A 25295-nucleotide genomic window follows, 5' to 3' on the forward strand; every position below is an offset into this window, starting at 1 on the left:
AGCATCATCAGCGTGGTGGTCTTGCCCGAACCGGAGGAGCCGAGGAAGGTGACGAACTCACCCGCCGCGATCTCCATGTCCACGCCGTCGACGACCGTCGTGCCGCTGTAGGACTTCCGCAGGCCCGTCACCGACAGCGACTTACCCGTCAGTGAGGACGACCGTGGAGCCAGCGCAGCGGCGAGATCGTCGGCCGACAGCTTCCCGGCGGTAAGACTCGTGGTCCGCTCAGGCATCGGCCCACTCCTGCCAGCGCTTGATGACGGCGTCACGGTTCTTGTCCCACCACGCGACATCGGCGTCGAACCCGGTCTTCAGGTTCTGCGGCGAGGTCGGCTGGTTGACCAGATCGTCCTCGGAGAGCAGCTTGACGGCCGCCGGGACGACCGGGCTGCCCGAGTACAGCTTGGCGAACGCGGCCTGCACCTCCGGGCGCAGGGAGAAGTCGATCAGCTGGTAGGCGGCGTCCGTGTTGCCCGCGCCCTTCGGGATGCCCCAGCCGTTGGTCATCCGGCGAGCGCCGTTCCACTGGTAGGCGACCGGCTGCCCCTGCTTGATCAGCTCATCCGCGCGGCCTCCCCACAGGCTGGTCGCCACGACCTCCTTACGGCCCAGCAGGACCGCCGGCAGGGCGCCGGTGTTCCAGAACTTCTTCACATCGCCGCGGATCCGCGACATCGACGCGAACGCCCGGTCCACATCCAGCGGGTACAGCTTGTCCAGCGGCACCCCGTCGGCCAGCAGCGCGAACTCCAGCTCCGGCATGTCGGCGTCCGCGCTCTGCAGCGAGCGCGGACCGGGGAAGGCGTCCGGGTTCCAGAAGTCGGCCCAGCTCTTCGGGGCGCGCTTGAGGCTGTCCGTGCGGTAGGCCATCAGGCTGGCCCACACGTTCTTGCCGACCGCGTGCTGCGGCAGCTGAACCTCCGGGATGCCGGAGCCCTTGACGTTCTTCAGCCGGTCGTAGTCCACCGGCTCCAGACACTCCAGGCGCGCCATCTTCTGGAAGATCAGCAGCGAGTTGTCCATCAGGTCGACCTGCGGACGGCCCTGCTTGACCTGGGCGATGACCTGCGCCGACTGGTAGTTGACCGTGGTGACCGTGATGCCGGTCTCCTTGGTGAACGGCTCGTAGATCGCCTTGGTCAACGCGTCGCTGTAGGCGCCACCACTGTTGCTGACGACAAGTCTCTTCTTGCCGCCGCCACTCGACGAGCCGCGGCTTTCGCCGGAACTCGTGCCGCAGCCGGCCAGCGCAGTGGTAGCGGCCAGAGCGCCCGCGGTGCGGAGTACGGTTCTGCGTCCTATCCGGTTGCCTTCCATGGCAGGGCCTCCTGGAAATCGCTGGGGATACGGGGAATCCGTGATGCGGGGACCTGCTGGTCCCGGCGGAGGGGGTTGGAACGCCGTAATGACGGACGGAAACGCGCGGCTCAGGCCGCCGAGCGAGACCGGGGGAAGAGAAGAAAGGAAATGAAACGCGCGGTGGTGCGGCACGCTATCGCCACAGCGGCACTATCACGACGGTGTATTTTCTATCGTTTGATTACCGTTGGGACCGCAGTGCATCAGTGGAATGGGTGCGGGAGGCACCGGATTCGTCCCGCACGGCAGCACAAGCCGTGGGAAAAGCTCGGGTGTCTGCCGTGCGGGACTGGTGTTGCCTCGGGTCAGATGCCGAGCATGGTGTTGAGGTCGTCCAGGGACTTCACGGTCACATAGTCGTAGCCGTGGGTCACCGGGTCGTAGCCGCGGTCCAGCAGGACCAGGTTGCGGAAGCCCATGTCGTGCATCGACTGGTGGTCGTAACGGGTGTGCGAGGCGACGTGCACGAAGTCCTCGGGGGACGCGTCGAGCTTCTCGAGCATGTACTCGAACGCGGCGTACCGGGGCTTGTAGTAGCCGGCCTGCTCAGCGGTGAGGACCGCGTGGAAGTCCGCCCCGAGCTTGGGCACGCTCTCCGCGAGGAAGGAGTCGTCGGCGTTGGAGAGGATGACCAGCTTGTAGTGCTCGGCCATCTTCTTGAGCGGCTCCACCACGTCCGGGTGGGGTCCCCAGCTGCGCACGCCGTCGGCGAAGCGCTTGCCCGCGTCCGGGGCCGCCTTCACGCCCCATTTGCGGCAGACCCGCTCGAAGGAGTCCTGGAGCACCTGCTCGTAGGGGTAGTACTCGCCGCGGACCTGGTCGTAGCGGTAGCCGCGGAACTCCCGGACGAACTGGTCCCACTTCTCGGCGGGGATCTGGTCGCCGACGAGGTCGTACGTGATGGGGGTGATCGGGTACTCGATCAGCGTGCCGTAGCAGTCGAACGAGACGTACTTCGGACGGAACTGCAACGAGGGAATGGCCATGAAGATGCTCCAATCTTTATCTGATGGAAACTGCACAGGGTCGGAACTACCTCTTCAGGAATGCCCGTCATGGGCTTCCGCGAGATGCGCAATGACGTCGTCCAGGTTCACCGTCAAGGAACGCTCGATATTGATCCAGTCGTCCTTGGCGTGATCGAGGAGATACTCGCGCCGTTCGGGGGCGCGCTCCGCTCGCCAGTTGGTGAGCAGCGCGCGCAGGGTGAGTCGTGCCAGCGCGGCGACCGGGAGCAGCGGGAGTTCCGAGGCCTTGATCGGCCGCTCCCGTTGGTAGCCGGCGGCGAAGGCGCAGGCTTCCTGCCAGGGCTGATCCGGCGTCCTGCCGAGCAGGTTCGCCATGGGGACGGCGGGGTCGAAGATCACCGCACTGCGCATGGTGTCGCCGAAGTCGATGACACCGGTGACGAAGCGATCGCTCTTCGGATCCACCACCACGTTGTAGGGACTGAAGTCGCCGTGGATCACTTGCGTTTCGAGATCGCTCAGCCTCGGGACGACGGCTTCCTCGAAGAGCTGGAAGACCGCTCGCGCCAACTGGCGGTGCTCGGGGACCGGCGTGTGCTCGACCAGTTCGGTCAGCTGGTGGAAGTGCCGGATGTCCCATGCCAGACCTCGCCGGTCCGCCGGATGCGTGAACGTCCTGAGCGCCACGTCGATCAGGCCCAGCATCTCGCCCACCTTGGCGAGCTGCTCCGCGTCCGGGTTCGTCCGGGCCAGGACCGGGCCGTCGACGAAGTCGAACACCCTCAGGACCCGAGTCCTGCCGTCCTTGAGCGTGAGCGTGACATTGTCGTCTCCGTCGGCAGTCAGCTTCACCCGCTGGACGGGCAACTGCGGAGCGGTACTTTCGAGGTAGCGCATGGCGGCGGTCTGGAGATCGACGACCGCCTCCGCCTCGTCGGGTGGTGAGACCTTCACGAGGTGGTTGCCCGAGTCGGTGCTGAGCCTGAACGTGTCGTCCTTCTCGGTCGCCAGTCGCTCCAGGCGCCCGCCGAGGTGGTAGTGGTCCTCAAGGAGGATGCTCACCAGCATCAGGTAGATGGGCTCGTGAGACGAGGTCAGGCCGCTCTCCTCGAGCAGCCGTTGCACAAAGTTCGGAGCTGGTGAGGTGCTCACGGTCAGTCCCTTCGGCCGGCCTGCTACAGACGGTTCTTCGCGACCTCGGCGAAGGTCTCCAGGAATCGGGTCACATCGGCGGAGTCGAAGGCCAGCGGAGGGCGGATCTTCAGCGTGTTCGCCGACTCGCCCGTGCCGTTGATGAGGATGCGGCGATCGCGCATGTCGTTGATGACATCCTCGGTCAGTGCGCGGTCGGGCTCGAGGGTCTCCCGGTCCTTGACGATCTCGACGCCGACGAAGAGACCGGCGCCGCGGACTTCGGCGACGTAGGGGGAGTCCTTGGTGATCTCCCGCAGCCCCGCGCGCAGAGCGTTGCCGCTTTCCAGGACGCGCTGCTGCACGTTCTCCTTCTCGAAGACGTCCAGCACCGCGGCGCCGGCGGCCACGGGGATCGAGCTGCCGCCGAAGGTGTTGAAGTAGCGGACGTTCTGTCCGAACTCCTCGCTCACCTCGGGGCGGAACACCACCCCCGAGATCGGCAGGCCGTTGCCCATCGGCTTGCCCATGGTGACGATGTCCGGCAGCACGCCGTGGCGGCTGAAGCCCCACATCGACTCCCCGAGCCGGGCGAATCCCGACTGGACCTCGTCCGCGATGTAGACACCGCCGGCCGCGTGCACCTCCTCCACCATGGCCTGCATGTAGCCGGGCGGGTCGGTGAAGATGCCGTCGCTGCTGTAGGCGCAGTCGGTGATCAGCGCCGCGAGCCGGTAGCCGTGGCGCTCCAGGTCGGCGATCGCGCCGCGCACCTGCTGCCGCATGTGCTCGTCGAGCGTGGATCCGGGCGCGACGAGGCGAGGGTCGGGGGCGTCGATGAGCCGGACGTTCGGGCCCAGCGGGGAGCCCGCGCCCAGGGTCGGCGAGAAGCTCGCCACCTCACGGGTGATGCCGTGGTAGGCCCAGCGGGTGACGATGATGCCCTCGCCGCCCGTGTGGAACCTCGCCACACGCATCGCCAGGTCGTTCGCCTCCGAGCCGCTGCACGCGATGCTCAGCTTGGACAGCTCCTCGGGGAAGGTCGCGAGAAGCCGCTCCGCGTAGTCGACCAGTGCTTCCTGGACGTAGCGCGTGTTGGTGTTCACGGCCGCCATCTGGCGGGAGACGGCCTCGGCCACGTGCGGGTGGGCATGCCCGACGCACGGAACGTTGTTGTAGGCGTCGAGGTAGTCGTTGCCGTCCCGGTCGATCAGGTGGGCCCCGTGACCGGAGACGAACTCGACCGGCTCCTTGTAGATGAGCGTGTAGCCAGGACCCAGCACCTTGTTACGGCGCCGGATGGTCTCCTGGAGATGTTCGGGGAGCTCGCTCAGCACCCCCGGGTCGAACCGGTTGGGGTAGTGGGCAATCGCTCGACTCAGCGTGGAAGTCATCGCAGGCGCACCTTCAGTCTTTTTACGGGTTGCTCGCTGCTGTGGCTGAAACCATACCATCGTTTGTTCCAGTTCCAACCTGAAACTAGAAACTTTTTGGGCGGACTCTGCTACCAGCGCAGTAGCGCTGTCGGGGGTGCGGTGAGGGGCTGTCCAAGGGCTGCTCGACGGCCGCTGAGGCCACTGACAGGCCAATGCCCCGCGCCCGGCCTGGGGGAGGGGGGCCGGACGCGGGGCGGTCCGCGCGGTGCGGGCTGAGGCGTGTGTCAGGGCACGAACGCCGTCGTCGCACGGGCACCGCGGCGTACTGGTACTTCGGGAACTCGTCGATCCCAGTGACGGGCGGACCAGTGACCATGTCGAGGCCCTGGAGATCGTGAAGGCTGACGGCGTGCGGGCCGTTGCCGACCGCTCCGGGCCGCACTCGGTGGATCAGGCGGTCGCCCTGCGCAGCGCGTCCAGGACGACACCCGCCTCCACCCGTGCGGTACGCGCCTGCGAGTCGATATCCAGGTTCCGGTTCGTGTACCGGGGAAGTCCAGGACCACACCGAGCCCGACCGCGTTGCCGGCCATGCTCGTGCCACCGCCCCGGGCCGTGACCGGGACACCCGCCTCCCGGCAGGCCCGCAGCACCGCGACCACGTCGTCAGCGGTACGCGGGAAGGCCACGCCCGCCGGTGGCACACGGTAGTTGGAGGCGTCGTAGGCATACGGGCCCGTCGCCCCAGGGCGGGGGATCTTCACCCGCAGACCGGGCGCGAACTCGGCGAGCCGCACGACCAGGGACGTGACGGCGGCCGTCATCGATGCGCCGCCCTTGATATACCAGCTGCATGCGGCGCGGCGGCACGGAGAACCTCACGGTGCTCCACACATGTGCTGAGCATCTCTGTCCAGCGCCTACTTGATGACGTCGAGGAACTTGTAGAAGCCGCCCGCGAAGGGCAGGAACCAGGGCGGGCCGAAGTGGCCCGGTATCCGCTTGAAGGGCAGGTCGCTCCAGGGGTTGGCGCCCGAGTCGCCGTTCATGTACTCGGCCATCTGCTTGCCCATGTGGGTCGCCATCTGGACGCCGTGGCCGGAGTAGCCGAGCGAGTAGAACAGCCCGTCGTGCTCACCGGCGTGCACCATCCGGTCCATGCTCATGTCGACCAGACCACCCCAGCAGTAGTCCACGCGCGCGTGCGTGAGCTGCGGAAAGACCTCGGTCATCGCCTTGTGCAGGATGCGCCCGCTCTTCGCGTCCGACTGCTGGTTGGACATGGCGAACCGGGCGCGGCCGCCGAACAGCAGCCGCTGGTCGGGAGTGATGCGGAAGTAGTTCAGCAGGTTCAGGGACGTCGATGCCATCCGCCGGTTCGGCAGCAGCAGGTCGCAGACGTCCTTGCCCAGTGGCTCGGTCACGATGATGAAGCTGCCGACGGGCGCGATCCGCACCTGCTGCCAGCGGAACGGCCGGCGGGTGTAGCCGCTGGTCGCGACGAGCACCTGGTCGGCGCGGACGGTGCCGCGCGGGGTGACCAGCTCATGTCGCGTGCCACCCAGCCGCTTGACCTTCTCGACCGGTGCCTTCTCGTGGATGGTGACGCCGATCCGCGCGGCGGCCTCGGCCAGCCCCTTGGTGAACTTGCCGACGTGCAGTCCGGCGCTCCTGGCGTCGACCATCCCGCCGTGGTAGAGGTCGGAGCCGATCTCGGTGTGGAGCTCGCTCTTGGAAATCAGACGGGTCTCGATCCCGAGCCGGCCGGACATGATCTCGTGGGTCTTGCGCAGACCCTCGAAGTGGGCCGGTTTGGACGCCAGGTTCAGCTTGCCCGTGCGGGCGAAGTCGCAGTCGATGCCCTCTTCCTTGACGAGGTTCTCGATCGTGTCGACCGCGTCGTGGTAGGCCAGCAGGTACTGCTTCGCGGTGTCGAAGCCGTACCGGGAGATCGCGGAGCGGAATCCGATCGACATGCCGAGGGTGGCCATGCCGCCGTTGCGCCCCGACGCGCCGAAGCCGACCGTCTCCTTCTCGAAGACGTGCACGTTGGCGCCCTTGCGCGCCAGGTGAAGTGCCGCCGAGAGGCCGGTCAGGCCGGCTCCGATGATCGCCACGTCGACGCGCCCGCCGATGTCGGTCCTGGATCTGTCCGGACCCTGGGGAGCGGTGTCGAGCCAGTAGGGGGTGAACTTCATGTCGCTGCTCTCTCCTGCCAGTGCCGTCAGCCGCTCTGAACGACGTGAGTCAGGCCGTTCGAGGTCCGCCGAGACCAGTTGCTCGCTGCTGCGTTCAGATCATACCATTCTTAGTTCCAGTTCCAATCTGAAACTAAAAACTTCTTGGGGAGGTGCCCCGCCGTAGTGCGCTGACGTCGGCGGAAAGGCGCTGAATGCGAGTGGTACGCTCGCCGACATGCGGTCAAGTCGTCCTGCACACAGGGCGATCCGCCCGGCGACGTCAACGGCGTTGCGGCGGCTGACCGCAGAGGGGTCCACCGTCTGATCGATGCTCGCTGCCGACAATCAGTTGGTCATCGACCCCCCCAGCGTCCTGGCCTGCGCCGCCGTGCGGCGATGCTGCCCAGGAGTGCTCCGGGGACCCTTCGGAGTGCATGACAGATGAGCCGAGATCCTTCCGGCACGGCGAACGGCGTGGACAGGGACCCGCCCCAGCCCGCCCGGGTGAGAACCACGGGCGCACGGGAACAGCCTCGCGTCACCGAGTCGAAGCCCACCACCATCATCACGCCCAAGCCGGTCCCAGCCCGATCGGCATACCGGGCTCGCTATGGTCATCATGTGACCACCAACCCCACCTCTCGCGACTACAACAAGGCGTCGGTCCTCGACGTGCTCCTCTCCCACGCGCCCCTGACACGGAACAAGCTCATCGAGCTGACGGGCCTGAGCAAGGCCACGGTGTCCAGAGCGGTGGAGGAACTGCGGGCCGACGGCTTCGTCGTCGACGGCGGGGTCGACGAGGTCACCGGCCGCGGCCGCCGGTCCACCTATCTGGATCTGCCCGGCACGACCGGGCACGTCGTCGGGATCAGTTTCGGCGCACAGACCACCGGTGTCCTGGTGACCGACCTGAGGGGCCGCGAGATCCACCGCGTGACGGTTCCCACCGCCGAGCACCAGGAGGTCGGGGACGCAGCACGATGGCTGGTCGACCTGGTCGAGCAGACCGCGGCGTCCGCGCAGGGCCCCCTGCGTCAGATCGTCGCCGCCGTGCCCGGCCGGGTCCGGGGCGGCACGGAGATCTTCGGCCCCGCGGAACCCATGCGGATCTTCGCGGGCTCTGACCTCCACCGAGCCATCGAGGACCTGGTCGAGGCCCCCGTGCTCCTCGACAGCGATGCCAACGCGTCCCTGCTCGGGATCCTCACGAACGACGCCACCGTCACCAACGCCGCGCTCTTCAGCGTCAGCACCATACTCAACTTCGCCAGCTGCACCGATCACGAGCTCGCCCGCGGGAACACGCCCACCTTCGGCGACATCGGGGTGCTCTCCTCCGGAGCCGGCGACGAGGTCCTCGACGAGCTGCTGAGCACCCGAGGTCTCCTCCGGTTCGCCCGCAAGCGGGGGCTCGACCTGGAGCGCATCGAGGATCTCTGGCAGGAACCGCACGACGAGGCAGCGCGCGCCGACGTGCTGGAGGCGTTCACCACGGCGATCGTCACCGCCGTCAGCGTCGTCGCCGTGACGCTGGACCCCGAGTCCGTCTATTTCGTGGGCCGCCTGCGTCCGCTCGTCGACGAAGTGCTTCCCGAGGTGCGCAGGCGACTCGACCAGAGCCTTCCGGCGGTGCCGGAGATCAGGACGGGTCCGCACCTGATCGGTCTGTCGACGGCCCAAGGAGCGGTCTACGCGTGCCTGACGATGGCTCAGGAACGGCTGCGCGACGCCATACTCGGAGCGCGGCGCCAGAGCCAGGCCGCCGAGCATTCCGCACCGGCCTTCTGAAGGCAAGGCAGGCCGGACAAGGCAGGTGCTCAGAGTCGGTCGCGGCGTTTGAAGACGGCGTACAGGCCGATGCAGACGGCGGCCATCAGGCCGGCGGCGAAGGGGTGGTCGAGGATCCAGCTTCCGCCAAGGCCGGTACCGGGTGTTCATGGGATGGCCCACGCGCCAGTCCCGTCGCCGGCCGGCCAGACCACCGCCGAACAGGAGCGATGCACCCCGGGCGTCCGCGGGATCGGCACCGCGAGTTTCCTGGCCGACGTCGGCCACGAGATCCCGACCGCCCTGCTGCCGTCGCTGCTGACCTCCACCCTCGGCGCCCCGGCCGCGGCCCTCGCCGGAGCGGCCCGCTTCGGCGGCGGAATGCTCGCCGACGACCCGGCCCGCCGCCGCGCGGTCGCCGTCGGCGGCTACACCACGACCGCCGTCCTGGGCGCCGCGACCGCCGCGGCCGCCGCGGCCACCGCCGTGTGGCAGGTCGGCGTCCTGCGCGCCGCCGCCTGGACCGCGCGCGGCCTGCGCGTCCCCGCGCGCAACGCGCTGCTCGCCGACATCGTCCCGGCCAAGGCCTACGGCCGCGCCTACGGCTTCGAGCGCATGATGGACAACCTCGGCGCCATCTTCGGCCCGCTCCTGGCGCCGGCCCAGGTCGCCTGGCTCGGCGTGAAGTGGGCGATCGGGCTGTCCGTCTCCCCGGAGTGCTCGCCGCCGCGATCATCTACGCGATCCGCCACACTCCCCGGCCCACCAGCCGCGACAAGGTGCCACTGCGCATCCGTATCCGGCCGGTCCTACGCGGCGACCTCGGCACACTGATGGCGTCGGTTGCCGCCTTCGACGCCGGCAACGTCGCCGCGACCCTGCTGATCCTGCGGGCCACCGATCTGCTCGCGCCCGGCCACGGCACACAGACCGCGACCACGATGGCACTGGGCCTCTACACCGCTTACAACGGGGCCGCCACGATCGCCTCGGTCCCCGCCGGGCGACTCGCCGACCGGCTCGGCAGCCGCGGACCAGTGCTCGTTCCGGCGGGCGGCGTCGCGGCGTTCGCCATCGCCTACGGCCTGCTCCGGACTGCCGTGTCCCCGGCCGTCGCCTTCACCTATCTGGCCGTCTGGATGTCCCTGGCCCTCGGCGGTCTCCTGCTCTCCCTCCGAGATTGAACGCCCGCAACTCGGCGTACTCATGGGCAAGATGAGCACATGGTCAACGACGAGAACGCAGGCTTCACTCTTCCGCGGGGAGCGTCGGGCTTCTCCCGCCCGAAGGACGGCCCGCTTCCCGAGACCGACCTCTCGACCTTTCGCACCGCGCTGTACGCAGCCGCCCGGGCTGCCGGAGGCAAGGTGGGTGAGCTGGAGAAGCAGGCGTACCCGCGCACGTTTCACGCCGCGACGGTGTTCGAAGGCACAGGCGAGTGCGTCATCCTGTGTCACGCCCACCACCCTTGGATCGCGTTCGCTCAGGAACGCCGGAACTGGTACACCGAGGAGTTCTCGGCAGTGCCACCTTGGGCCCCCGCCTTCGGCGACCTGGGATTCACAGTGCTCAATCGCGCGCAGCTCACCATGCCTCTCTCAGATGTCGACACCTCGGTCCTGACCCGGGGCGAGTGGCGCGCAGTTCGCTCCTATCGCATCACCACGTTGGGCGGAGTGCTCTTCAACTCTTGGGAGATTTTGGACGGCCGTTGATAACTGAAGCTCTATCGACGCCGCTCAGGACGGGGCAGTTGGACGAGGGTCAGCCGGTACTCCTCGACCTGCGGCAGCCGCTGTTCGGCGAGGCCGGAGAGCATCTCCCGGTAGGTGGTCGGCAGTTCGTCGTACATCTGCGGTGGCAGGCTGGTGAGTGTGTGGGAGGCCAGAACCCGCGTCCCCGGCTGCCAGTCCGCGAGGAGGGCCGGGTCGGCGCAGGCCCACCGCATCTTGGCCTCGACCTTGCTCAGCGCGTCGTGTTCGTCCTGGTGGGAGATGATCCAGGGGCCGGCGGTGTCCAGTGCGAGCAGCGCGCCGGGGAAGCGCTCGGCGAGCAGGTCGACGACGTGCCGTACGTCCGGTTCGGCGAGGTACGGCAGGACCGCTTCGGCGGCGAAGAGGTACGGGCCGTCGCTCTCGGCGGCCACGGCGTCGGCCCACGTCTCGTCGGTCACCGAGGCGGTGACCATCGTCCGGCGCGATGTGTCGTCGAAGAAGGTGCGGCGCAGCTCGATGACGTCGGGCAGGTCGAGGTCGAACCAGCGGGTCCGGCCGTTGTCGACGCGGTCGTAGCGCGCGTTGAGGCCGGTGCCGATCTCCACCACGGTGCCGTCGGGGTGCTCGGCGAGGAACTCCGCCACCCATCGGTCCAACAGGCTGGTGCGCAGTACGGCGCCGATGAGGCTGGGCAGGTTGTCGAAACGGCCGAAGTCGTAGTCGATCGAGGCGACGATCTCCTCGGCCCGTGGGTCGCGCAGGACGGCGTCCTGCTTTCGGTTCTCCACTGCCCGGCCGTACAGCGGTATCAGCAGGGTCTCCTGGACGGTTCCCAGACGTACGCCGTGCTCCGTGCTCTCCGTCATGGCGGTCCCCCTCGCTCGTCCAACGCTACATGAAAATGGATCCCATAACTAACAGTGTGTCAGGCTACCGTGCGTGCGGCCTCGCTGTCCGTTGCGGATGCGCTGTCACCGGCCCAGAGGGTCGCTTTCGGCCCTGTCGGTCCGCGTGCGCAGCATCGCGTGGCCGCCGTGGTGCAAGGGCGTGTCCAGGGTGAAGCGGGCCGTCTCGCTGCCCGTTCGGGCGTCGAAGAGGTGCACCTCGCCGTGGCCGCCGCGGGTGACGGCAACCCAGTCCGCGCCCGGTGAGGCCGCCACCGCCCGGCGCTGGACGCCGTCCCAGGGGGTGCCGCCGCGGCGGGGCGCGCCGTCCATGGCCGGGAGGGGGACGCGGTGGGCGGTCTTGCCGTCGGCGTCCAGCAGGATCAGTTCGTCCCCGTCCGGGTGGACGCGGGTGAAGGCGGTGTGGTCCTGGGCGAGGGCCAGCCGGAAGACGAGTCCCGGGCCGAGCTCTGTCAGGGTCGTGCGGTCGGCGTCCAGGTCGTGGCACCACGCCTGGTTCGTCCACTCCGGCCAGCGCAGGGGGTCCGCCGGGCCGCCCCGCAGCGTCGACCACAGTGCCGGCCGCCGCGGGTCGAGCCGCAGATACCAGCCCCGGGCGGGGGAACCCCACGGGATCACCGGCTCCGCCACGAGTGCGTCTCCTGCACGGCGCGCCCGGTGCACCCCCTCGCCGGTGGCCGCGAAGACCTGGCTGCCGTCAGGGGATTGGGCGTCTCCGTGTCCGTCGTCCGGCAGCGGGAGGTGGGCGTGCGGTGCTGCCGTCGGGCAGCCGGGCGGCGCGCCGAGCAGGTCGGCGAACCGGTGGACCGCCAGGGAGCCGGGCTCCCTGTGCCGCAGGACGACGAGGGGGTCCCCGCCGCCCAGTACGATCACTCCCGGCTCGCCCACGCGGGTGCGCACCCGGGCCGCGTCCCCCGTGGTGAGGTCGACGACCGTCAGCAGATCCGACCACGGCTCGCCGTTCTCGCCCAGGCCCGTCGTGATGGCCGCCCACCGGCCGGAGGGGTCGACGGCGAGGTGCTCGGCGGGCACGGCGACCGGAATCGCGGCCTCGACCAGCTCCTGGCCGAACGGGTCGAGCACCAGCAGCTCGCCCCTGCGGTCGTCGACGCAAGCCGCCCGCCCACCCGGCAGCGCCAGGAATCCGGCGTGCTCGGAGAGGTGGCGGCCCGTCAGGCGGCCCCTCTCGGTGCCGCCGGGCACGGTCAGTACATGGAGGTGCCCCGCCACGTGGTCGGAGACGAGCAGCAGTGGAGCCGTGGTCATCGGTCCCTCCATCGCAGAAAAGGGTCAACTGAAAACGATTATCAGGTATGTTTACCGGGTCTGGGGACCAACAAGGAAGAAGCGAGGGCATCGATGCTGCGCTCACCGTCGAGATTCGTCCGAAGCTGCGTCGCCGCAGCGGTAGTGGGGTCGGTCCTGGTCGGATGCGGCGCGTCCACCGAACCCGCGAGCGAGCAGCGCGCTGCCGCGGCCGGGCCCAAGACCGACGTCACCGTCGAACCCATCGAGGCCACGCGGGAGGTGACGGACGCGAACGGCGTCAAGATCTCCCTGAAGAAGGAACCGGAGCGCATCGTCTGCCTCTTCGCGCTCTGCGACGACATCCTGACCGAGCTGGGCATCGTCCCCACGGCCACGAACAGCGCTCTTCTCGCACATCCCGACTTCCTGGGCGAGGAGAAGGCGAAGCAAGTCGCCGTCATTCCCGGCGGGTTCATCGCTCCCGAGGTGGAGGCGATCCTCTCCCACAAGCCCGATCTGGTGATCGGCCTGGAGGACACCCACGGCAAGCTCGCCCCGGCGCTGAAGGGCGCGACCACGTTCTGGCCCATGCAGCCGGAGACCTGGCAGGACAGCGTGGGTTACCTGCGTGATACCGCCGCGCTCACCGGCCGTGCCGCCGAGGGCGAGAAGGCCGAGAAGACCTTCCGCACCAAGCTCGCCAAGGCCGAGCAGACCAGGAGCGACAAGACCGCGATCGTCATCTACGGCAGTGACGAGAACTTCGGCGTGGCCACCCCGGAGACGGACGTGGCCGCCAGCCTGTTCCCCAAGCTGGCCGACTACCCCTGGAAGTCGCGTGGTGTGGAGGGGAGTTACAGCCTCGAAGAGATCCTCGCGGCGGACGTCGACGTGATCTTCTCCGAGACGATCAGCTTCGGCGAGACGGACGGCAAACTGTCTCAGAAGCTGGCCAAGAACCCGCTGTGGGGGAAGATCCCGGCCGTGAAGAACGGGGACGTTCACGAGGTCGACTCCGAGGTGTGGGCCAAGGGGCGCGGCACCCGCTCGCTGGGGATCGTGCTCGACGAGGCCACGGCCGCCCTGCGGTGAGCGCACCCCCTGCGACCAAGGCCGCAGCGGGTGACGTGACCACGCGGGGGCGAAGCGCTGTGCCGTGGCAACTGCCCTTGCTGGTCTCACTGGTGGCCCTTGCCTCCGGCTGCGCACTGACCCTCGGCACGCCCTATGTGCCGCTGTACCAGCTGCCCAGCGCGCTGCGGGACGCCGACGCCACCCTCGCCGGGATCGTCGTCACCGAACTGCGCGTGCCCCGGCTGGTGCTGGCGTTGGCCGCCGGGGCCTGCCTGGGTGCCGCGGGGCTCGTGCTGCAGGAGGCGCTGCGCAATCCCCTGGCCATCCCCGAGATGCTGGGGGTGTCGTCGGGAGCCGCGTTCGGGGTCGCCGCACCGTTGGTGCTGGCGGTGTCCATCCCCGCCGCCGTCCAGCCGCTGCTGGCGATCGGCGGGGCCGTGCTCGGCGGCGGACTCACGCTGCTCGCGGCCGGGTTGGGACGCAGCCCGTCCGCCGTGCTGCTCACGGGTGCCGCGGTCGCCGCCGCGTTGCAGGCCGCGCTGCTCGTGCTCATGGTGATGGCCGACCAGCTCGACCTTCAGCTGATCTACCGTTACCTGCTCGGCTCCCTCTCCGCCCGTACCTGGGACGACGTCACCGGGCTGTGGCCCTGGCTGCTCGTCGCGGCACCCGCGCTCGTGCTGTGCGCGCCGGTGCTCTCGGTGCTGCGGCTGGGGGACGAGGACGCCGAGGCGCTGGGCGTCCGGGCGCAGCGGGCCCGGTTGGCCGCGCTGGCCATCGCCATCGTGCTGATCGCGCCCGTGACGGCCGTGTGCGGGCCGGTCGCGTGGGTCGGGTTCCTCGCCCCGCATCTGGCGCGACGGCTCAACCCGACTGCGGACGCGGTGCGTTGGCTGCCCTGGTCGGCGGCGTGGGGCGCGGTCGTGGTGGTCGTCGCCGACATTCCGGCCCGGCTGGCCCTGGCGCCCGTCGAGACACCGGTCGGTGCCTGGACGGCTCTGCTCGGTGTGCCGGCCGGAGTCGCCCTGCTCCGGTCGGGCCACCGGAGGCCGGCTGCCCGGCGACGGGCGGAGGGTTCCGATGCCGTTCGCTCGGAGCCGTCGGACAAGGGCCCTTCCCCGGAGACCCGTGGGCAGGGCCATGAGCAAGAGTCCGATGAGGCAGCCGCAGCAGGGGAGGCCCGATGAACCGGCGTTTCTGGGCGCTCGCCGCGCTCGTCGTCGTGTGCGCCTGCGCCGAACTGCTGGCGGGGCGGGGCCTGTCCCCGGCCGTGGTCTGGGACGTTCTCGGCGGAGGCGGCGACGCGACGGAACGGCACGTCTTTTTCCAACTCCGGCTACCCCGGCTGCTGGTGGCCCTCGGCGCGGGAGCGTGCCTGGGCGTCGCGGGCCTGGTCCTGCAGTCCGCGCTGCGCAACCCCCTGGCCGGACCCGAGGTCACGGGTGTGACGCCGGGCGCGGTGCTCGGGGCCGTCACCGCGACCGCCCTCGGCCTCGCCGGCTGGGAGTCGCCCCTCGCCGTGGTCGTCGCCGCCTGTGCGGGCGGCTGCGCCGGGGCCGCCCTGCTGTGGCTGCTCGCCGGACGCGGCCGGGGCGACCCGGAACAGACCGCTCTGCACGGGGTCCTCGTATCGGCGGTGCTCGGCGGACTCACCGCCATGGTGCTGCTGGTCGCGCCGGGTGAGCTGGGCAGCGTCGTGCAGTGGCTCGTCGGCACGACCGAGGGCAGGGTGTGGCAGCACTGGCACCTGCTGTGGCCCTGGGCGCTGGCCTGGGGCGCCGCGGCCTGGCTGCTCGCCGGGCCCCTGACGCTGTTGCGCTGCGGGGACGAACTCGCCACCGCCGCAGGGCTGTCCACGCGACGGGCCCGGACCTCGGCCCTGCTGTGCGCGGTGGCGCTGACGGCGGGTGCGGTGGCCGCCGTGGGGGCGCTGGGGTTCGTCGGTCTGCTCGTGCCGCATGTCGCCGTGGCCGTGTTCGGCTCTGACCTGCGGGTGTCGCTGCCCGGTGCCGCCCTGGTGGGGGCGGCCGTGGTGTGCGGGTCGGACGCGGCGGCGCAGCTGCTGTCACGGCTGCTGGCGGCCGCCCTGGACTTCGGGCGGCTCACCTTGCCGGTCGGGGCACTCACCACCTGCCTCGGGGCCGCGCTGCTGCTGGTCGTCGTGCGCCGCGCGCCGAGCCGTACGTTCTGATGCCGACGGAGGGAAACATGACCGAGCCCGTGGGGATCCGCGTCGAGGGGGTCCGCTTCGGCTACCCCGGCCGACCCGTGCTGCGCGGCGTCGACATGAGCGTCGAACCGGGGGAGCTGACCGCCCTCATCGGGCTCAACGGGTGTGGAAAATCCACCCTGTTGCGGATTGCCGCGGGGCTGCTGCGGCCGGACGAGGGGCGCGTCCTGCTCGGCGGGGACGACCTCGCCCGGCTCTCCCGGCGCGCCACCGCCCGGCGGGTCGCGCTGCTGCACCAGTCGGCCCCGGCCGTCCCCGGCATGACCGTACGGCAGCTCGTCCGGCAGGGGCGGTACGCGGCCCGGGGCCCGCTCGGCATGCTGCGTGAGGGCGACGACCCCGTGGTGCGGCGGGCCCTGCGCGACGTCGGCGTGGCGGACTGGGCCGAGCGCGACGTCGACGCGCTGTCCGGGGGCGAGCGGCAGCGGGTGCGGCTCGCGATGGCACTCGCCCAGGACACCCGCGTCCTGCTGCTCGACGAGCCGACCACCTACCTGGACCTGCATCACCAGCTGGATGTGCTGCAGACCGTGGTGCGGCTGCGCGAGGAGCGCGGTCTCACCGTCGTGCTGGTGCTGCACGACCTGGCGCACGCCGCCCGGTTCGCCGAGCGGATCGTGGCGCTGCGGGACGGCCGCGTGGTGGCCGACGGGCCGCCGAAGGAGGTGGTCACGCCCGGACTGCTGGCGGATGTCCTCCGGGTGGCGGGCCGGGTGGGCCAGGACCCCGAGGGCGGCTGGCCGGTGTGTTACCCGGATCACCCTCTCCAAGGGCTAGCAAATGATAATCGTATTCATTAAGTTCTGCTTGTGGCGTTCACCGGAACGCCGCGCACTTCCCTTGCGAACAAGGAGAGTTCATGGAGAACGAGCAGGTCTTCGCGCCGATCGCCGACCCGGGTCAGCTGGCCCACGCCTCGGCCACCCACTCCAACGCGCTCGTCGAGAACCCCTTCGACGACAACGAGGAGTGAGCAAGGGCTAGTCGCTCTTGACCGTGGGCCCGCCCGCTGCCTTCCGGGCGGGCCCACACCCACCTCCACGGCCCTTCCCGACAGGAGAACCGACGTGTCCCGCAGCCAGCTCGCACCCGGAGTCGAGGTCGTCGCCGTGCCCGGGCGGGGTCTCGCCGTCCGAACCGCCGACGGGGAGTTCCTCAGCGTGCGGGCCGGCGAGACGGAGCGGGACGCGCTGCTCGCCAGGCTCTCCGGCGCGGCGACGGGCGAGCCGGACGCCGAACTCGACCGCCTCGTCCGTGCCTTCGAAGACGCGGGATACCTGACGGAGGGTGTGCAGCGTCCGGCGTGGCCCGCCGAGCGCCGGGACGTCCGGCTGGTGGGCGACCCCGTGCTGACCGGACCACTGGCCGCCTGCCTGCGGGCCGAGGGCGCCGAGCCGCAGCCGGCAGCACCCGGGGAAGCGGCGGACGGACAGCCCGCCGCCGTCGTGTGGTGCCTCGACGGGCCCGTGCCCGAAGGGCTGTGGGACGCGGCCGACCGGCTGCCCGAGCGCGGTGTCGCCTGGCTGCGCTGTCACCGCGAGGGCTGGCAGGCGTACGTCGAACCCCTCGCGGTCGCCGCCGGTGACGTCACCTCCGCCCACGTCCGCGCCCGCCGGCTCGCCGCCACCCCCGCCCACCGCGAGCTGGACGCCTACTGGAGCGGCCCGCGAATATCCGGCCGATCCGTCCGCCTGACGGCTCCCGCGGCCGGTTTGCTCGCCGCCCTGCTCGCCGACGACCTCACCCGGTGGGCCACCGGCGCCCCCGACAGCGGCGGCCTGCCCGCCCGGCGCCGGCTTCGGCGTGTCGACCTGCGCACGCTGACCGTCACCGAGCATCCCGTCCTGCCCGTCCCCGCGGTCGCTCCGATGCCCGAGACGACCGGATGACGCCGTTCACCACGGCCGTCGAGGGCCTCGTCACCGACGTCCAACTCCCGGACGGCGACGGGCCCTTCCCAACCGTCCTCATCCGCACGCCCTACGACCGGCGACGCCACCACGCCGAGCTGCGTGGCTGGGCGCGGCGCGGGTTCGCCGCCGTGGTCCAGGACGTGCGGGGGCGGCACGCCTCGGCAGGGGAGTGGCACCCGTACGAGAACGAGGCCGCCGACGGAGCGGCGACCGCTCGCTGGATCCGCCGGCAGCCCTGGAGCGATGGCCGGCTGGTGGCGGCGGGCGCCTCCTACGCCGCGCACTGCGCGCTCGCCCTGGCGCTCGACGCGCCCGAGGGCGCCCGCCCCGACGCCGTCATCGCGGCCGTGCCCGCGCTGGGCGCCGCAGAGACGGCCCGCGAACCCTCGGGCGTGGAACGGCTGGCGGCCCGCGCCGGGTGGTGGGCGGCCCACGGCGACCGGCGCGACTCCGACGAGGAGGCCCTGGAGAAGGCCCTCGCCGCCGACCCCGGGCTGCTGGCCCACCTGCCGGTGAGCGACCTCCCCGCGCGACTGGGCCGCGCGTTTCCCTCCTGGCCGGACCTGTGGCGGCACCACGAGCGCGGCCGGTTCGGCTCCCGGGCAGGCGGTGCCGCGATGCCCCTGCTCGCGGTGGGCGGCCACCACGACCACTTCACCGAGGACACCGTCACACTGTGGAACCGCTGGGGCGGGCCCGCGCCGCGCCTGCTGATGGGCCCCTGGGGCCACGGCCTCGTCGCGACCCCGGGACCCGACGCCACGCCGGCACACCGGGCGAGCCTCGGCGACCTCTACGCCCGCTGGGCCCACCTCGCCCTCGCCGGGGAACTCGGACACGGGCACCGCGGCGCGATCGGGCTGGGCGGCAGCTCACTGTGGATGTCCGCCGACACGGAGGGAGAGCCGTACAGTCCGAACGTACGGCTGCTGCACGGCGCCTCCTTCACCGCCGACCCCGAACGCCCGGTGAATTCCCACGGATTGACCGTCCCCGTCGACGGCACGCCCGACCGCTGCCTGCTCGTCACCGCGCCGCTGCCCCGCCCGCTGGACGTCGTCGGGCCCGCCGAGGTGCGGCTGCGGGCCACCGCCGACACACCGTCCGCCGACTGGTTCGCCAGGCTCGCCGCGGTCACACCCGACGGCACGGCCGAGCGGCTGACCGTCGGTGTCGTGCGGCGGGCGGACCCCCCGGGGCAGGCCGCCGAGTTCAGCGTGGCGCTCGGCCGGCTCGCACGGCGGCTGCCGGCGGGCACGCGGCTCCGCCTCGAAATCGCCGGGCACCACTTCCCCGCCCACGCCCGTAACCCCCACACCGGCGACGACCCGGTCACGGCCACCCGCTTGCTCGCCTCCCGGCGCACGGTCGACTCCGGGCGCGTGGCGCTGCGGCTGCCCGTGCTCCGTACCCGTCCCACTCCCACCGATCCCGCAGAGGAGATCCTGCGATGACGGCGTTGCCGCTGGAAGCTCTCGTCGACCCCGTCTGCGGCATCGTCCGCAGGGTCGAGCCCGTCGAGCACCCGGCGGGCGCGCCACCCCGCTACACCGCGCTCACCGCCGAGATCGCCGACGCGCGCAAACTCGGGCTGTGGCCTGCAGACCGAGTCTCGCTCGGCACCACCTTCGGCGACCCCGAGGGCGCCCGAATAGCCGCCATAGCCGAGGGCATCGAACGGTACTGCGGCAACCGCGTACCGCCGCCCGGCCACCCCGACGCGCCGCTGCGTGCCACGGCCGCCGAGCTGGCCGAGAAGGGCCTGCGGCTGTACGGGCCGGACGAGCTGCCGGCCTACGCCGACTGGCAGTACGCCCGCGACAAATTCCCCTACCGCCGCCTCACCCCCGACACCCCGTCCCTGTGGACGCGCGGCCAGGAGCGGCTGCCCGGCGGGGAGACGGCCGAGGTCTGGGCGCCCGTGGCGCTCACCCACCTCAACTGGCGCCAGGGCGACCTGCGTTCGCTGCCCCGCACCCACCACCTCAACTACGCGGGCATCGCCACCGGGCAGGGGATCGAGGACGCTGCCGAGCGCGGTCTGCTGGAGATCGTCGAGCGGGACGCGCTGGAGGTGTGGTGGCATCTCGACGGCCCGACCCGCGGCATCGACCCGGCCAGTGTGCCCGGTCTGACCGACGACCTGGCCGGATCCGGGCTCGACGTATGGCTCGCCGAGATGCCCTCGGAGTTCGCCCCCTGCATGGCCGCGCTCGTCCGTGATCCCCGGCTCGGCATCCATGCGGCCGGGTTCGCCTGCAAGTACGACCCGGCCGAGGCCGCCCGCAAGGCCGTCCTCGAAGCCGTCCACACCTGGGTGTTCACCCAGGGCCTCACCGACCCCGACGGCTGGGTGTTCCAGGCCGTCGAGGCCGGGCTGCTCGCCCGTGGCCTCTACCTGGACCACCGCGAGGACGGCCGCTACCTCGATGCCTGCGGGGAACACTTCGAGCACGTACGGGACTTGGGTGCGCACGTGCAGGTGTGGCTGGACGAGCGGATGGCGCCCGAGGCACGGCGGTTCACCGATCCCGCGCACGGAGTCGTGTCCATCGAGGCGGTCGAGTCCGGCAGCCGGGACCGGCTCGAGCGCGCGCTCCGCGACGGGGGCCATCGCGTCATGACGTTCGACGTGACCACCGAGGACGTGGCCGAGACCCCGCTGCGGGTCGCCCGGGTCCTCGTCTCCGGGCTCATCCCCAACGCGCCCGCCGCCTTCGGGTACTTCGGCTGTCCGCGTCTCGCCGAGGCCGCCGTCGGACGTGGCTGGCGTACGACCGCGCCGACCGGGCCGGAGGACTTCACGCTGGCTCCTCCGCCCCACATGTGAGGGCCCCGTGGATCTCGTCACCGCCCTCGCCCGCGCCCGTCGTCCCGAGCAGCCAGGCCCGGACACGCCCGCAGGCCGTGCCGTCCGCACGTGGCCGGGACCGCCGGGCCGCCTGCCGGAGCCCGGCCCCGGGGAACTCGATCTGAATCTGCTCCTCCGCCTCTCGCTCGCGGCCTCCGACGCCGCCGGGCGGCTGCGGCCCGCCCCGTCCGCGGGCGCACTCCACCCGGTGGACGCCCGACTCGCCGTCGGCACCGACTGCCCGCTGCCGCCCGGACGCTACGGCTACGACCCCCTGGCCCACCGCGTGCACCGCCTCGGCCCCGGACCCGACGAGGCGTCGCCCGGAGCGACCGTCGAACTCTCCGTCACCCCGCGGCGCACAACCTCCCATTACGGCCACCGCGCCTGGCCGCTGATCCTCCTGGACACCGGGCACGCCGCCGCGGCACTGCTGCTCGCCGGGCGGGCGCTGGGCCTCGCGGAACCCGTACTCCGCTTGGACGGGCTCACGGAAGACCCCCTGGCCACGGTGCACTTCGGCCCGCCCGAGGGTGCGCACCGTCTTCGCCCGGACGGGCCCACACCTGACCAGCTGCTCGCCCGCCGCAGCGCCCCGCCACCGCTGCGGGGCACCCCGCCCCACGATGCCCTGAGCGCGCTGCTCGCCACCGCCGTGGACGCGAGCGGCGGTGAGCTGTCCTGGTGCGTGGCCGTCGACGAACCGCAGCCCCACCTCGCCGAGTTGGCTCCGGACGGCACGCTGCGGCGACTCGCCGCGGGGGAGGCCCGGCCGACGCTCGCCGCCTGGGCCGCGGGCCAGGCATGGATCGCGGAGGCGGGCGCCGTCCTGCTCGGTTACGGCTGTCCCACGGACGCCCGAGCACCGCTGATCCGCCGGGCACACCTGCGCGCCGGACTCGCCGTCCACCTGGCCCACGTGGCCGCCGTCCGACAGGGGCTGGCAGCCCGTCCCGTCGGCTCCTGGCAGCAGGCCGACCTGGGCGCCGCGCTCGGCGCCGCGCCCGGCAGGGACTGGGTCGTCCACGGCCTGGCCCTCGGCGCCACCCATCCCGAGGAGAGGACCCCGTGATCGTCCACCCCGAGCTGCGCCGCGCCGCAGGGCACGCCCGGCGCCCCCTGCTGGCGGCCGCCGCCTTGCAGGGCGCCGTCACCCTCACCCACCTCGCGCAGGCCGCGCTGCTCGCCATTGCCCTCGCCGACGTGGCCCGGGGCGACACCAACCGGATCCCCCTCCTCCTCGGAGCCGTGCTCGGCGTCGTCGCCGCCCGGGCCCTGCTCGGCACCTGGCAGCGGCGTACCGCCACCCGGGCCGGCGCACAGGTCAGGGTGCGCCTGAGGGACGAACTCCTCGCCCACCTCGGACGGCTGGGACCCGCACACCTGACCACCGCACGCGCCGGGGCCGTCCGCACCACACTCGTCGACGGGGTGGAGGGCGTCGACGCCTACGTCTCCCGCTACCTGCCCCAGCTCCTCATCACCCTCACCGTGCCGCCCCTGCTGCTCGCCGCCCTGGCCGTCATCGAACCGCGCGCACTCCTCGGCCTCGTCCCCGCCCTGCTGCTCGCCCTCGCCGGGCCGCGCGCCTGGGACCGGCTGCTCGCCAAGCGCGGCAAGGAGCACTGGGACACCTACGAAGGTCTGGGCGCCGACTACCTGGAGGCCCTGCAGGGCATGCCCGCCCTACGGGCCGCGGGCGCCGTCGGGCGTGCCCGGGAACGGCTCCAGGAGCGTTCGGCGGCACTGCACCGGGCGACCGTCGCCAAGCTCCGCGTGTCGCTCGTCGACACCGGCCTGACCGATCTGGCCATCCAGGGCGGCGTCGTGGCCGCCGCGCTGCTCGGCTGCTGGTCGGCCGTCACCGGATCCACCACGGCGACGGGCACCTATCTGGTGCTGCTCCTGGCCTCCGAGTGCTTCCGGCCCGTCCGCGACCTGTCCCGCGAGTGGCACGCCGGGTACCTGGGCGTGTCGGCCGCGGACGGGCTCGCGGCGCTGCGTACCGCCGAACCCGCGGTCCCCGATACGGGAACAACGCAGGCGTACTGGCCGACCCCGCCCGAAGTGCGCTTCCGGGGCGTCGAGTTCACGTACGACGGTGCGGCGGCTCCCGCACTGCACGGGGTCACCTTCACCGCCGAGGCAGGGCGCACCACGGCCATCGTCGGCCCGTCGGGCGCCGGCAAGTCCACGCTGCTCGCCCTGCTCCTGCGCCATCGCGACCCGCAGCGGGGCCGGATCACCATCGGCGGCCGCGACGTGTCCGAGTACGCGCTCGCCTCGCTGCCGCAGGGCATCGCCGTCGTCTCACAGGAGACGTACCTCTTCCACGCCACCATCGCCGAGAACCTGCGCCTGGCCCGGCCGGCCGCCACGGACGACGAGCTGATACGGGCGGCACGCACCGCCGGCATCCACGACGAGATCATCGCCCTCCCCGACGGCTACGCCACCGTCCTCGGCGAACGCGGCGCCACCCTGTCCGGCGGCCAGCGCCAGCGACTCGCCCTCGCCCGCGCCCTGCTGGCCGATGCTCCGGTCCTCGTCCTCGACGAGGCCACCAGCGCGGTCGACGAACGCCGCGAGGCGGACATCGTCCGCGAACTGCTCGACGCCGCGGGCGGCCGCACCGTCCTGGTGGTCGCGCACCGGCTCGCCGCCGTCCGGCACGCCGACCGCATCGTGGTGCTGGACGGCGGGCGCGTGGACGCCGTCGGCGAACACGCCGCCCTCGTGGAAGCCGGAGGCGTCTACGCAGAGCTCGTCGAGGCGGGCCGCACCCATGAAGAAGGGCTCGCCGCATGAGCAGCACCCAGGCCGACTCCCTGCCCGCGCGCGGCTCGCTGCGCGCCCTGCTGCCCGCGCTCGCCGGGCACCGCGCCATGATGGCCCGCACCTGCGCCGCCGCCCTCGTCGAACAGGGCTCGCTGGTAGCCCTGTTGACGCTGGCCGCGCACACCGTCGGAACCGCCGTCATCGAGGACCGCGCCCCCTCGGCCGGTACGGTCACCGCCCTCGTCGTCCTCGTCCTCGTACGCGCCCTGACGACCTGGCACGAGATGGACCTCTCGCACGACCTGGCCTACCGGGTGCTGGCCGAACTCCGCGTGCGGATCTTCGACGGGCTCGCCCGCAGCGCACCCGCCCGGGTGGCCGGCAAGCGCAGCGGAGACCTGGCCGCCACCGCGATGGCCGACGTGGAAGCCCTGGAGTTCTTCTACGCCCACACCACGGCCCAACTCCTCGCTTCCGGCGTGGTGTTCACCGGCGGAGTCACGGCACTGGCCACCGTGGAGCCATGGCTGCCGGCGGCGGTGCTGCCGGTCGCCGCAGTGCTCGCCGTGGCACCCTTCGCCGAGGCGCGCGGGCGCGCGACCCGGGGAGCCCGCACCAGGGCGGCCTCCGCGAAGCTCTCGGCCGACACCGTGGAGACCGTCGACGGGTTGCGCGAGCTGCTCGCCTTCGGAGGACTCGCCGAGCGGCGGCGCCGGCTCGCCGGACAGGGCCGGAAGGTGGGCGAGGCCCAGCGGGCCGAGGCCACCTGGGAGGCCACGGCCGCCGCCGTCCGTGACGCCCTCATCGTCGTCGCCGTCCTGGGCGTGGTGGCCGCCGCGGCCCAGTCCGTGACCTCCGGGCGGCTGCACGGCGCATGGGCCCCGGCGGCGATGGCACTGGCCCTGTCGGTGCTCGGCCCGGTCGCCGAGTCGGCCCGGGCACTGAGCCAGGCCGTGGGACTGCGCGCCGCGGCCGCCCGCGTCGACGCGGCCCTGAAAGCCCCCGCGCCCGCCCCGCCGCCCGCCTCACCCCGCCCGCTTCCCCCGGGCCCACTGGGCGTCCGGCTGCACCGGGTGAGCTTCGACTACGGGGGCCTGCCCGTACTGGACGGCGTCGACCTGACGGTTCCCGCCGGCCGGACCCTCGCCTTGGTCGGCTCCTCGGGGGCCGGCAAGTCGACCTGCGCCCACCTGCTGGCCCGCTTCTGGGACCCCTCCACGGGAGCCGTCCAGCTGATGCCCGACGGAGACGACCCCGTCGATCTCCGTGACCTGACCGACGCCCAACTCCGCAGTGCCGTCGCCGTGGTCGGCCAGGACACCCCCCTCTTCCACGGAACCCTCGCCGACAACCTGCGCCTCTCGGCACCCGATGCGGACGAACAACTGCTGGCCGAAACAGCCCGGTTGTGCGGCGTCGACCGGATCGCCGCCCTGGACACCCTCGTGGGCGAGCGAGGAGCCACCCTCTCCGGCGGCCAGCGGGCCCGTATCGCTCTCGCCCGCGCCCTGCTGGCCGAGCCCGAGATCCTCGTGCTCGACGAGACCACCGCCCACCTGGACAACCTCTCGGACGCCCAACTCGCCACCGCGCTCGGCAAGGGACACCGCACCACGATCGTCATCGCCCACCGCCCCGCCACCATCCGCCGCGCCGACCGCATCGCCGTCCTCGAAGCCGGCCGTATCGCCGAGGAAGGAACCTGGGAGGAACTCACCGCCCGCCCCGACAGCGCACTCAGCCGTGTACTGGCTGTGACGGCGTCCTGACGCCACCGCGTTCGGCGGTGGTGCC

General features: G+C 71.7%; 23 protein-coding genes and 1 pseudogene. 15 read left to right on the top strand and 9 right to left on the bottom strand.

Features of this window, described 5'->3' with window-relative positions:
* The 7 genes and pseudogenes from IE255_RS34240 to IE255_RS34270 form a co-directional block, all read right to left on the bottom strand.
* Positions 1-236 (bottom strand): ATP-binding cassette domain-containing protein (locus tag IE255_RS34240; protein WP_373309671.1); only part of this gene is annotated, 236 nt, incomplete at its 3' end.
* Complete coding sequence (locus tag IE255_RS34245; protein ID WP_190054311.1) at positions 229-1320, bottom strand: polyamine ABC transporter substrate-binding protein; 1092 nt, start codon at positions 1318-1320, stop codon at positions 229-231. The genes IE255_RS34240 and IE255_RS34245, both read right to left, overlap by 8 nt.
* Before the next feature lie 347 nt (positions 1321-1667).
* Positions 1668-2348, bottom strand: a complete 681-nt coding sequence (locus IE255_RS34250) for a haloacid dehalogenase type II (RefSeq protein WP_190054312.1) — start codon at positions 2346-2348, stop codon at positions 1668-1670.
* A 54-nt stretch (positions 2349-2402) separates the two neighbouring features.
* The gene (locus IE255_RS34255; protein WP_229906714.1) at positions 2403-3482 is read right to left on the bottom strand and encodes a phosphotransferase; all 1080 of its coding nucleotides are present in this window, start codon (positions 3480-3482) and stop codon (positions 2403-2405) included.
* Between the two features lie 23 nt (positions 3483-3505).
* The gene (locus IE255_RS34260; protein ID WP_190054313.1) at positions 3506-4855 is read right to left on the bottom strand and encodes an aspartate aminotransferase family protein; all 1350 of its coding nucleotides are present in this window, start codon (positions 4853-4855) and stop codon (positions 3506-3508) included.
* A 435-nt stretch (positions 4856-5290) separates the two neighbouring features.
* Positions 5291-5661 (bottom strand): annotated as a pseudogene (locus IE255_RS34265) (FAD-binding oxidoreductase); the annotation flags it as partial.
* Positions 5662-5757: 96 nt separating this feature from the next.
* A complete protein-coding gene (locus IE255_RS34270) occupies positions 5758-7035 on the bottom strand; it encodes an NAD(P)/FAD-dependent oxidoreductase (protein WP_190054314.1) in 1278 nt (425 codons plus the stop codon).
* A gap of 603 nt (positions 7036-7638) precedes the next feature.
* Between IE255_RS34270 and IE255_RS34275 the strand changes: the two genes are divergently transcribed.
* The 4 genes from IE255_RS34275 (at position 7639) to IE255_RS34285 (ending at position 10502) form a co-directional block, all read left to right on the top strand.
* Positions 7639-8808: an ROK family transcriptional regulator gene (locus IE255_RS34275; protein WP_190054315.1), complete on the top strand. Its 1170-nt coding sequence runs from the start codon at positions 7639-7641 to the stop codon at positions 8806-8808.
* A gap of 153 nt (positions 8809-8961) precedes the next feature.
* On the top strand, positions 8962-9621 hold the full coding sequence (locus IE255_RS34280) for an MFS transporter (protein WP_229906715.1): 660 nt from the start codon (positions 8962-8964) through the stop codon (positions 9619-9621).
* The gene (locus IE255_RS39600; RefSeq protein ID WP_229906716.1) at positions 9621-9971 is read left to right on the top strand and encodes an MFS transporter; all 351 of its coding nucleotides are present in this window, start codon (positions 9621-9623) and stop codon (positions 9969-9971) included. The genes IE255_RS34280 and IE255_RS39600 overlap by 1 nt, the downstream gene beginning before the upstream one ends.
* 39 nt (positions 9972-10010) lie before the next feature.
* Positions 10011-10502, top strand: a complete 492-nt coding sequence (locus IE255_RS34285; RefSeq protein WP_190054316.1) for a hypothetical protein — start codon at positions 10011-10013, stop codon at positions 10500-10502.
* Between the two features lie 11 nt (positions 10503-10513).
* Here the strand turns inward: IE255_RS34285 and IE255_RS34290 are convergent, their stop codons facing one another.
* Positions 10514-11368, bottom strand: a complete 855-nt coding sequence (locus tag IE255_RS34290) for a class I SAM-dependent methyltransferase (RefSeq protein ID WP_190054317.1) — start codon at positions 11366-11368, stop codon at positions 10514-10516.
* Between the two features lie 105 nt (positions 11369-11473).
* Positions 11474-12673 (bottom strand): hypothetical protein, encoded by a 1200-nt coding sequence (locus IE255_RS34295; RefSeq protein WP_190054318.1) that lies wholly within the window; start codon positions 12671-12673, stop codon positions 11474-11476.
* A gap of 93 nt (positions 12674-12766) precedes the next feature.
* Between IE255_RS34295 and IE255_RS34300 the strand changes: the two genes are divergently transcribed.
* From IE255_RS34300 to IE255_RS34345, 11 genes are all read left to right on the top strand, one after another.
* A complete protein-coding gene (locus IE255_RS34300; RefSeq protein ID WP_190054319.1) occupies positions 12767-13747 on the top strand; it encodes an ABC transporter substrate-binding protein in 981 nt (326 codons plus the stop codon).
* 92 nt (positions 13748-13839) lie between these two features.
* Positions 13840-14916, top strand: a complete 1077-nt coding sequence (locus IE255_RS34305) for a FecCD family ABC transporter permease (protein ID WP_229906717.1) — start codon at positions 13840-13842, stop codon at positions 14914-14916.
* Positions 14913-15920: a FecCD family ABC transporter permease gene (locus IE255_RS34310; RefSeq protein WP_190054320.1), complete on the top strand. Its 1008-nt coding sequence runs from the start codon at positions 14913-14915 to the stop codon at positions 15918-15920. Before IE255_RS34305 ends, IE255_RS34310 begins: the two co-directional genes overlap by 4 nt.
* 17 nt (positions 15921-15937) lie before the next feature.
* Complete coding sequence (locus tag IE255_RS34315) at positions 15938-16759, top strand: ABC transporter ATP-binding protein (RefSeq protein ID WP_190054321.1); 822 nt, start codon at positions 15938-15940, stop codon at positions 16757-16759.
* Positions 16760-16818: 59 nt separating this feature from the next.
* The gene (gene amiA / locus IE255_RS40050; RefSeq protein ID WP_267975460.1) at positions 16819-16932 is read left to right on the top strand and encodes a streptamidine family RiPP; all 114 of its coding nucleotides are present in this window, start codon (positions 16819-16821) and stop codon (positions 16930-16932) included.
* A 94-nt stretch (positions 16933-17026) separates the two neighbouring features.
* Positions 17027-17848 (top strand): hypothetical protein, encoded by an 822-nt coding sequence (locus IE255_RS34320; RefSeq protein ID WP_190054322.1) that lies wholly within the window; start codon positions 17027-17029, stop codon positions 17846-17848.
* On the top strand, positions 17845-19326 hold the full coding sequence (locus tag IE255_RS34325; RefSeq protein ID WP_190054323.1) for a CocE/NonD family hydrolase: 1482 nt from the start codon (positions 17845-17847) through the stop codon (positions 19324-19326). The genes IE255_RS34320 and IE255_RS34325 overlap by 4 nt, the downstream gene beginning before the upstream one ends.
* On the top strand, positions 19323-20702 hold the full coding sequence (locus IE255_RS34330; RefSeq protein ID WP_190054324.1) for a YcaO-like family protein: 1380 nt from the start codon (positions 19323-19325) through the stop codon (positions 20700-20702). The genes IE255_RS34325 and IE255_RS34330 overlap by 4 nt, the downstream gene beginning before the upstream one ends.
* Positions 20703-20709: 7 nt before the next feature.
* Positions 20710-21795, top strand: coding sequence for a nitroreductase family protein (locus IE255_RS34335; RefSeq protein ID WP_190054325.1), 1086 nt, complete (start codon positions 20710-20712; stop codon positions 21793-21795).
* The gene (locus IE255_RS34340) at positions 21792-23531 is read left to right on the top strand and encodes an ABC transporter ATP-binding protein/permease (RefSeq protein WP_190054326.1); all 1740 of its coding nucleotides are present in this window, start codon (positions 21792-21794) and stop codon (positions 23529-23531) included. Before IE255_RS34335 ends, IE255_RS34340 begins: the two co-directional genes overlap by 4 nt.
* Positions 23528-25270, top strand: a complete 1743-nt coding sequence (locus tag IE255_RS34345; protein WP_190054327.1) for an ABC transporter ATP-binding protein — start codon at positions 23528-23530, stop codon at positions 25268-25270. The genes IE255_RS34340 and IE255_RS34345 overlap by 4 nt, the downstream gene beginning before the upstream one ends.
* The last annotated feature ends 25 nt before the right edge of the window (positions 25271-25295 follow it).

Source organism: Streptomyces lomondensis (genome assembly GCF_014651035.1).
Classification (GTDB): Bacteria; Actinomycetota; Actinomycetes; order Streptomycetales; family Streptomycetaceae; genus Streptomyces; species Streptomyces lomondensis.

Bases quoted from the DNA above. Each gene is read 5' to 3' on its own strand.
- IE255_RS34245 (WP_190054311.1), bottom strand. From the start codon at position 1,320: ATGGAAGGCAACCGGATAGGACGCAGAACCGTACTCCGCACCGCGGGC.
- IE255_RS34250 (WP_190054312.1), bottom strand. From the start codon at position 2,348: ATGGCCATTCCCTCGTTGCAGTTCCGTCCGAAGTACGTCTCGTTCGAC.
- IE255_RS34260 (WP_190054313.1), bottom strand. From the start codon at position 4,855: ATGACTTCCACGCTGAGTCGAGCGATTGCCCACTACCCCAACCGGTTC.
- IE255_RS34270 (WP_190054314.1), bottom strand. From the start codon at position 7,035: ATGAAGTTCACCCCCTACTGGCTCGACACCGCTCCCCAGGGTCCGGAC.
- IE255_RS34280 (WP_229906715.1), top strand. From the start codon at position 8,962: ATGGCCCACGCGCCAGTCCCGTCGCCGGCCGGCCAGACCACCGCCGAA.
- IE255_RS39600 (WP_229906716.1), top strand. From the start codon at position 9,621: ATGGCGTCGGTTGCCGCCTTCGACGCCGGCAACGTCGCCGCGACCCTG.
- IE255_RS34285 (WP_190054316.1), top strand. From the start codon at position 10,011: ATGGTCAACGACGAGAACGCAGGCTTCACTCTTCCGCGGGGAGCGTCG.
- IE255_RS34290 (WP_190054317.1), bottom strand. From the start codon at position 11,368: ATGACGGAGAGCACGGAGCACGGCGTACGTCTGGGAACCGTCCAGGAG.
- IE255_RS34295 (WP_190054318.1), bottom strand. From the start codon at position 12,673: ATGACCACGGCTCCACTGCTGCTCGTCTCCGACCACGTGGCGGGGCAC.
- IE255_RS34300 (WP_190054319.1), top strand. From the start codon at position 12,767: ATGCTGCGCTCACCGTCGAGATTCGTCCGAAGCTGCGTCGCCGCAGCG.
- IE255_RS34310 (WP_190054320.1), top strand. From the start codon at position 14,913: ATGAACCGGCGTTTCTGGGCGCTCGCCGCGCTCGTCGTCGTGTGCGCC.
- IE255_RS34315 (WP_190054321.1), top strand. From the start codon at position 15,938: ATGACCGAGCCCGTGGGGATCCGCGTCGAGGGGGTCCGCTTCGGCTAC.
- amiA (WP_267975460.1), top strand. From the start codon at position 16,819: ATGGAGAACGAGCAGGTCTTCGCGCCGATCGCCGACCCGGGTCAGCTG.
- IE255_RS34325 (WP_190054323.1), top strand. From the start codon at position 17,845: ATGACGCCGTTCACCACGGCCGTCGAGGGCCTCGTCACCGACGTCCAA.
- IE255_RS34330 (WP_190054324.1), top strand. From the start codon at position 19,323: ATGACGGCGTTGCCGCTGGAAGCTCTCGTCGACCCCGTCTGCGGCATC.
- IE255_RS34345 (WP_190054327.1), top strand. From the start codon at position 23,528: ATGAGCAGCACCCAGGCCGACTCCCTGCCCGCGCGCGGCTCGCTGCGC.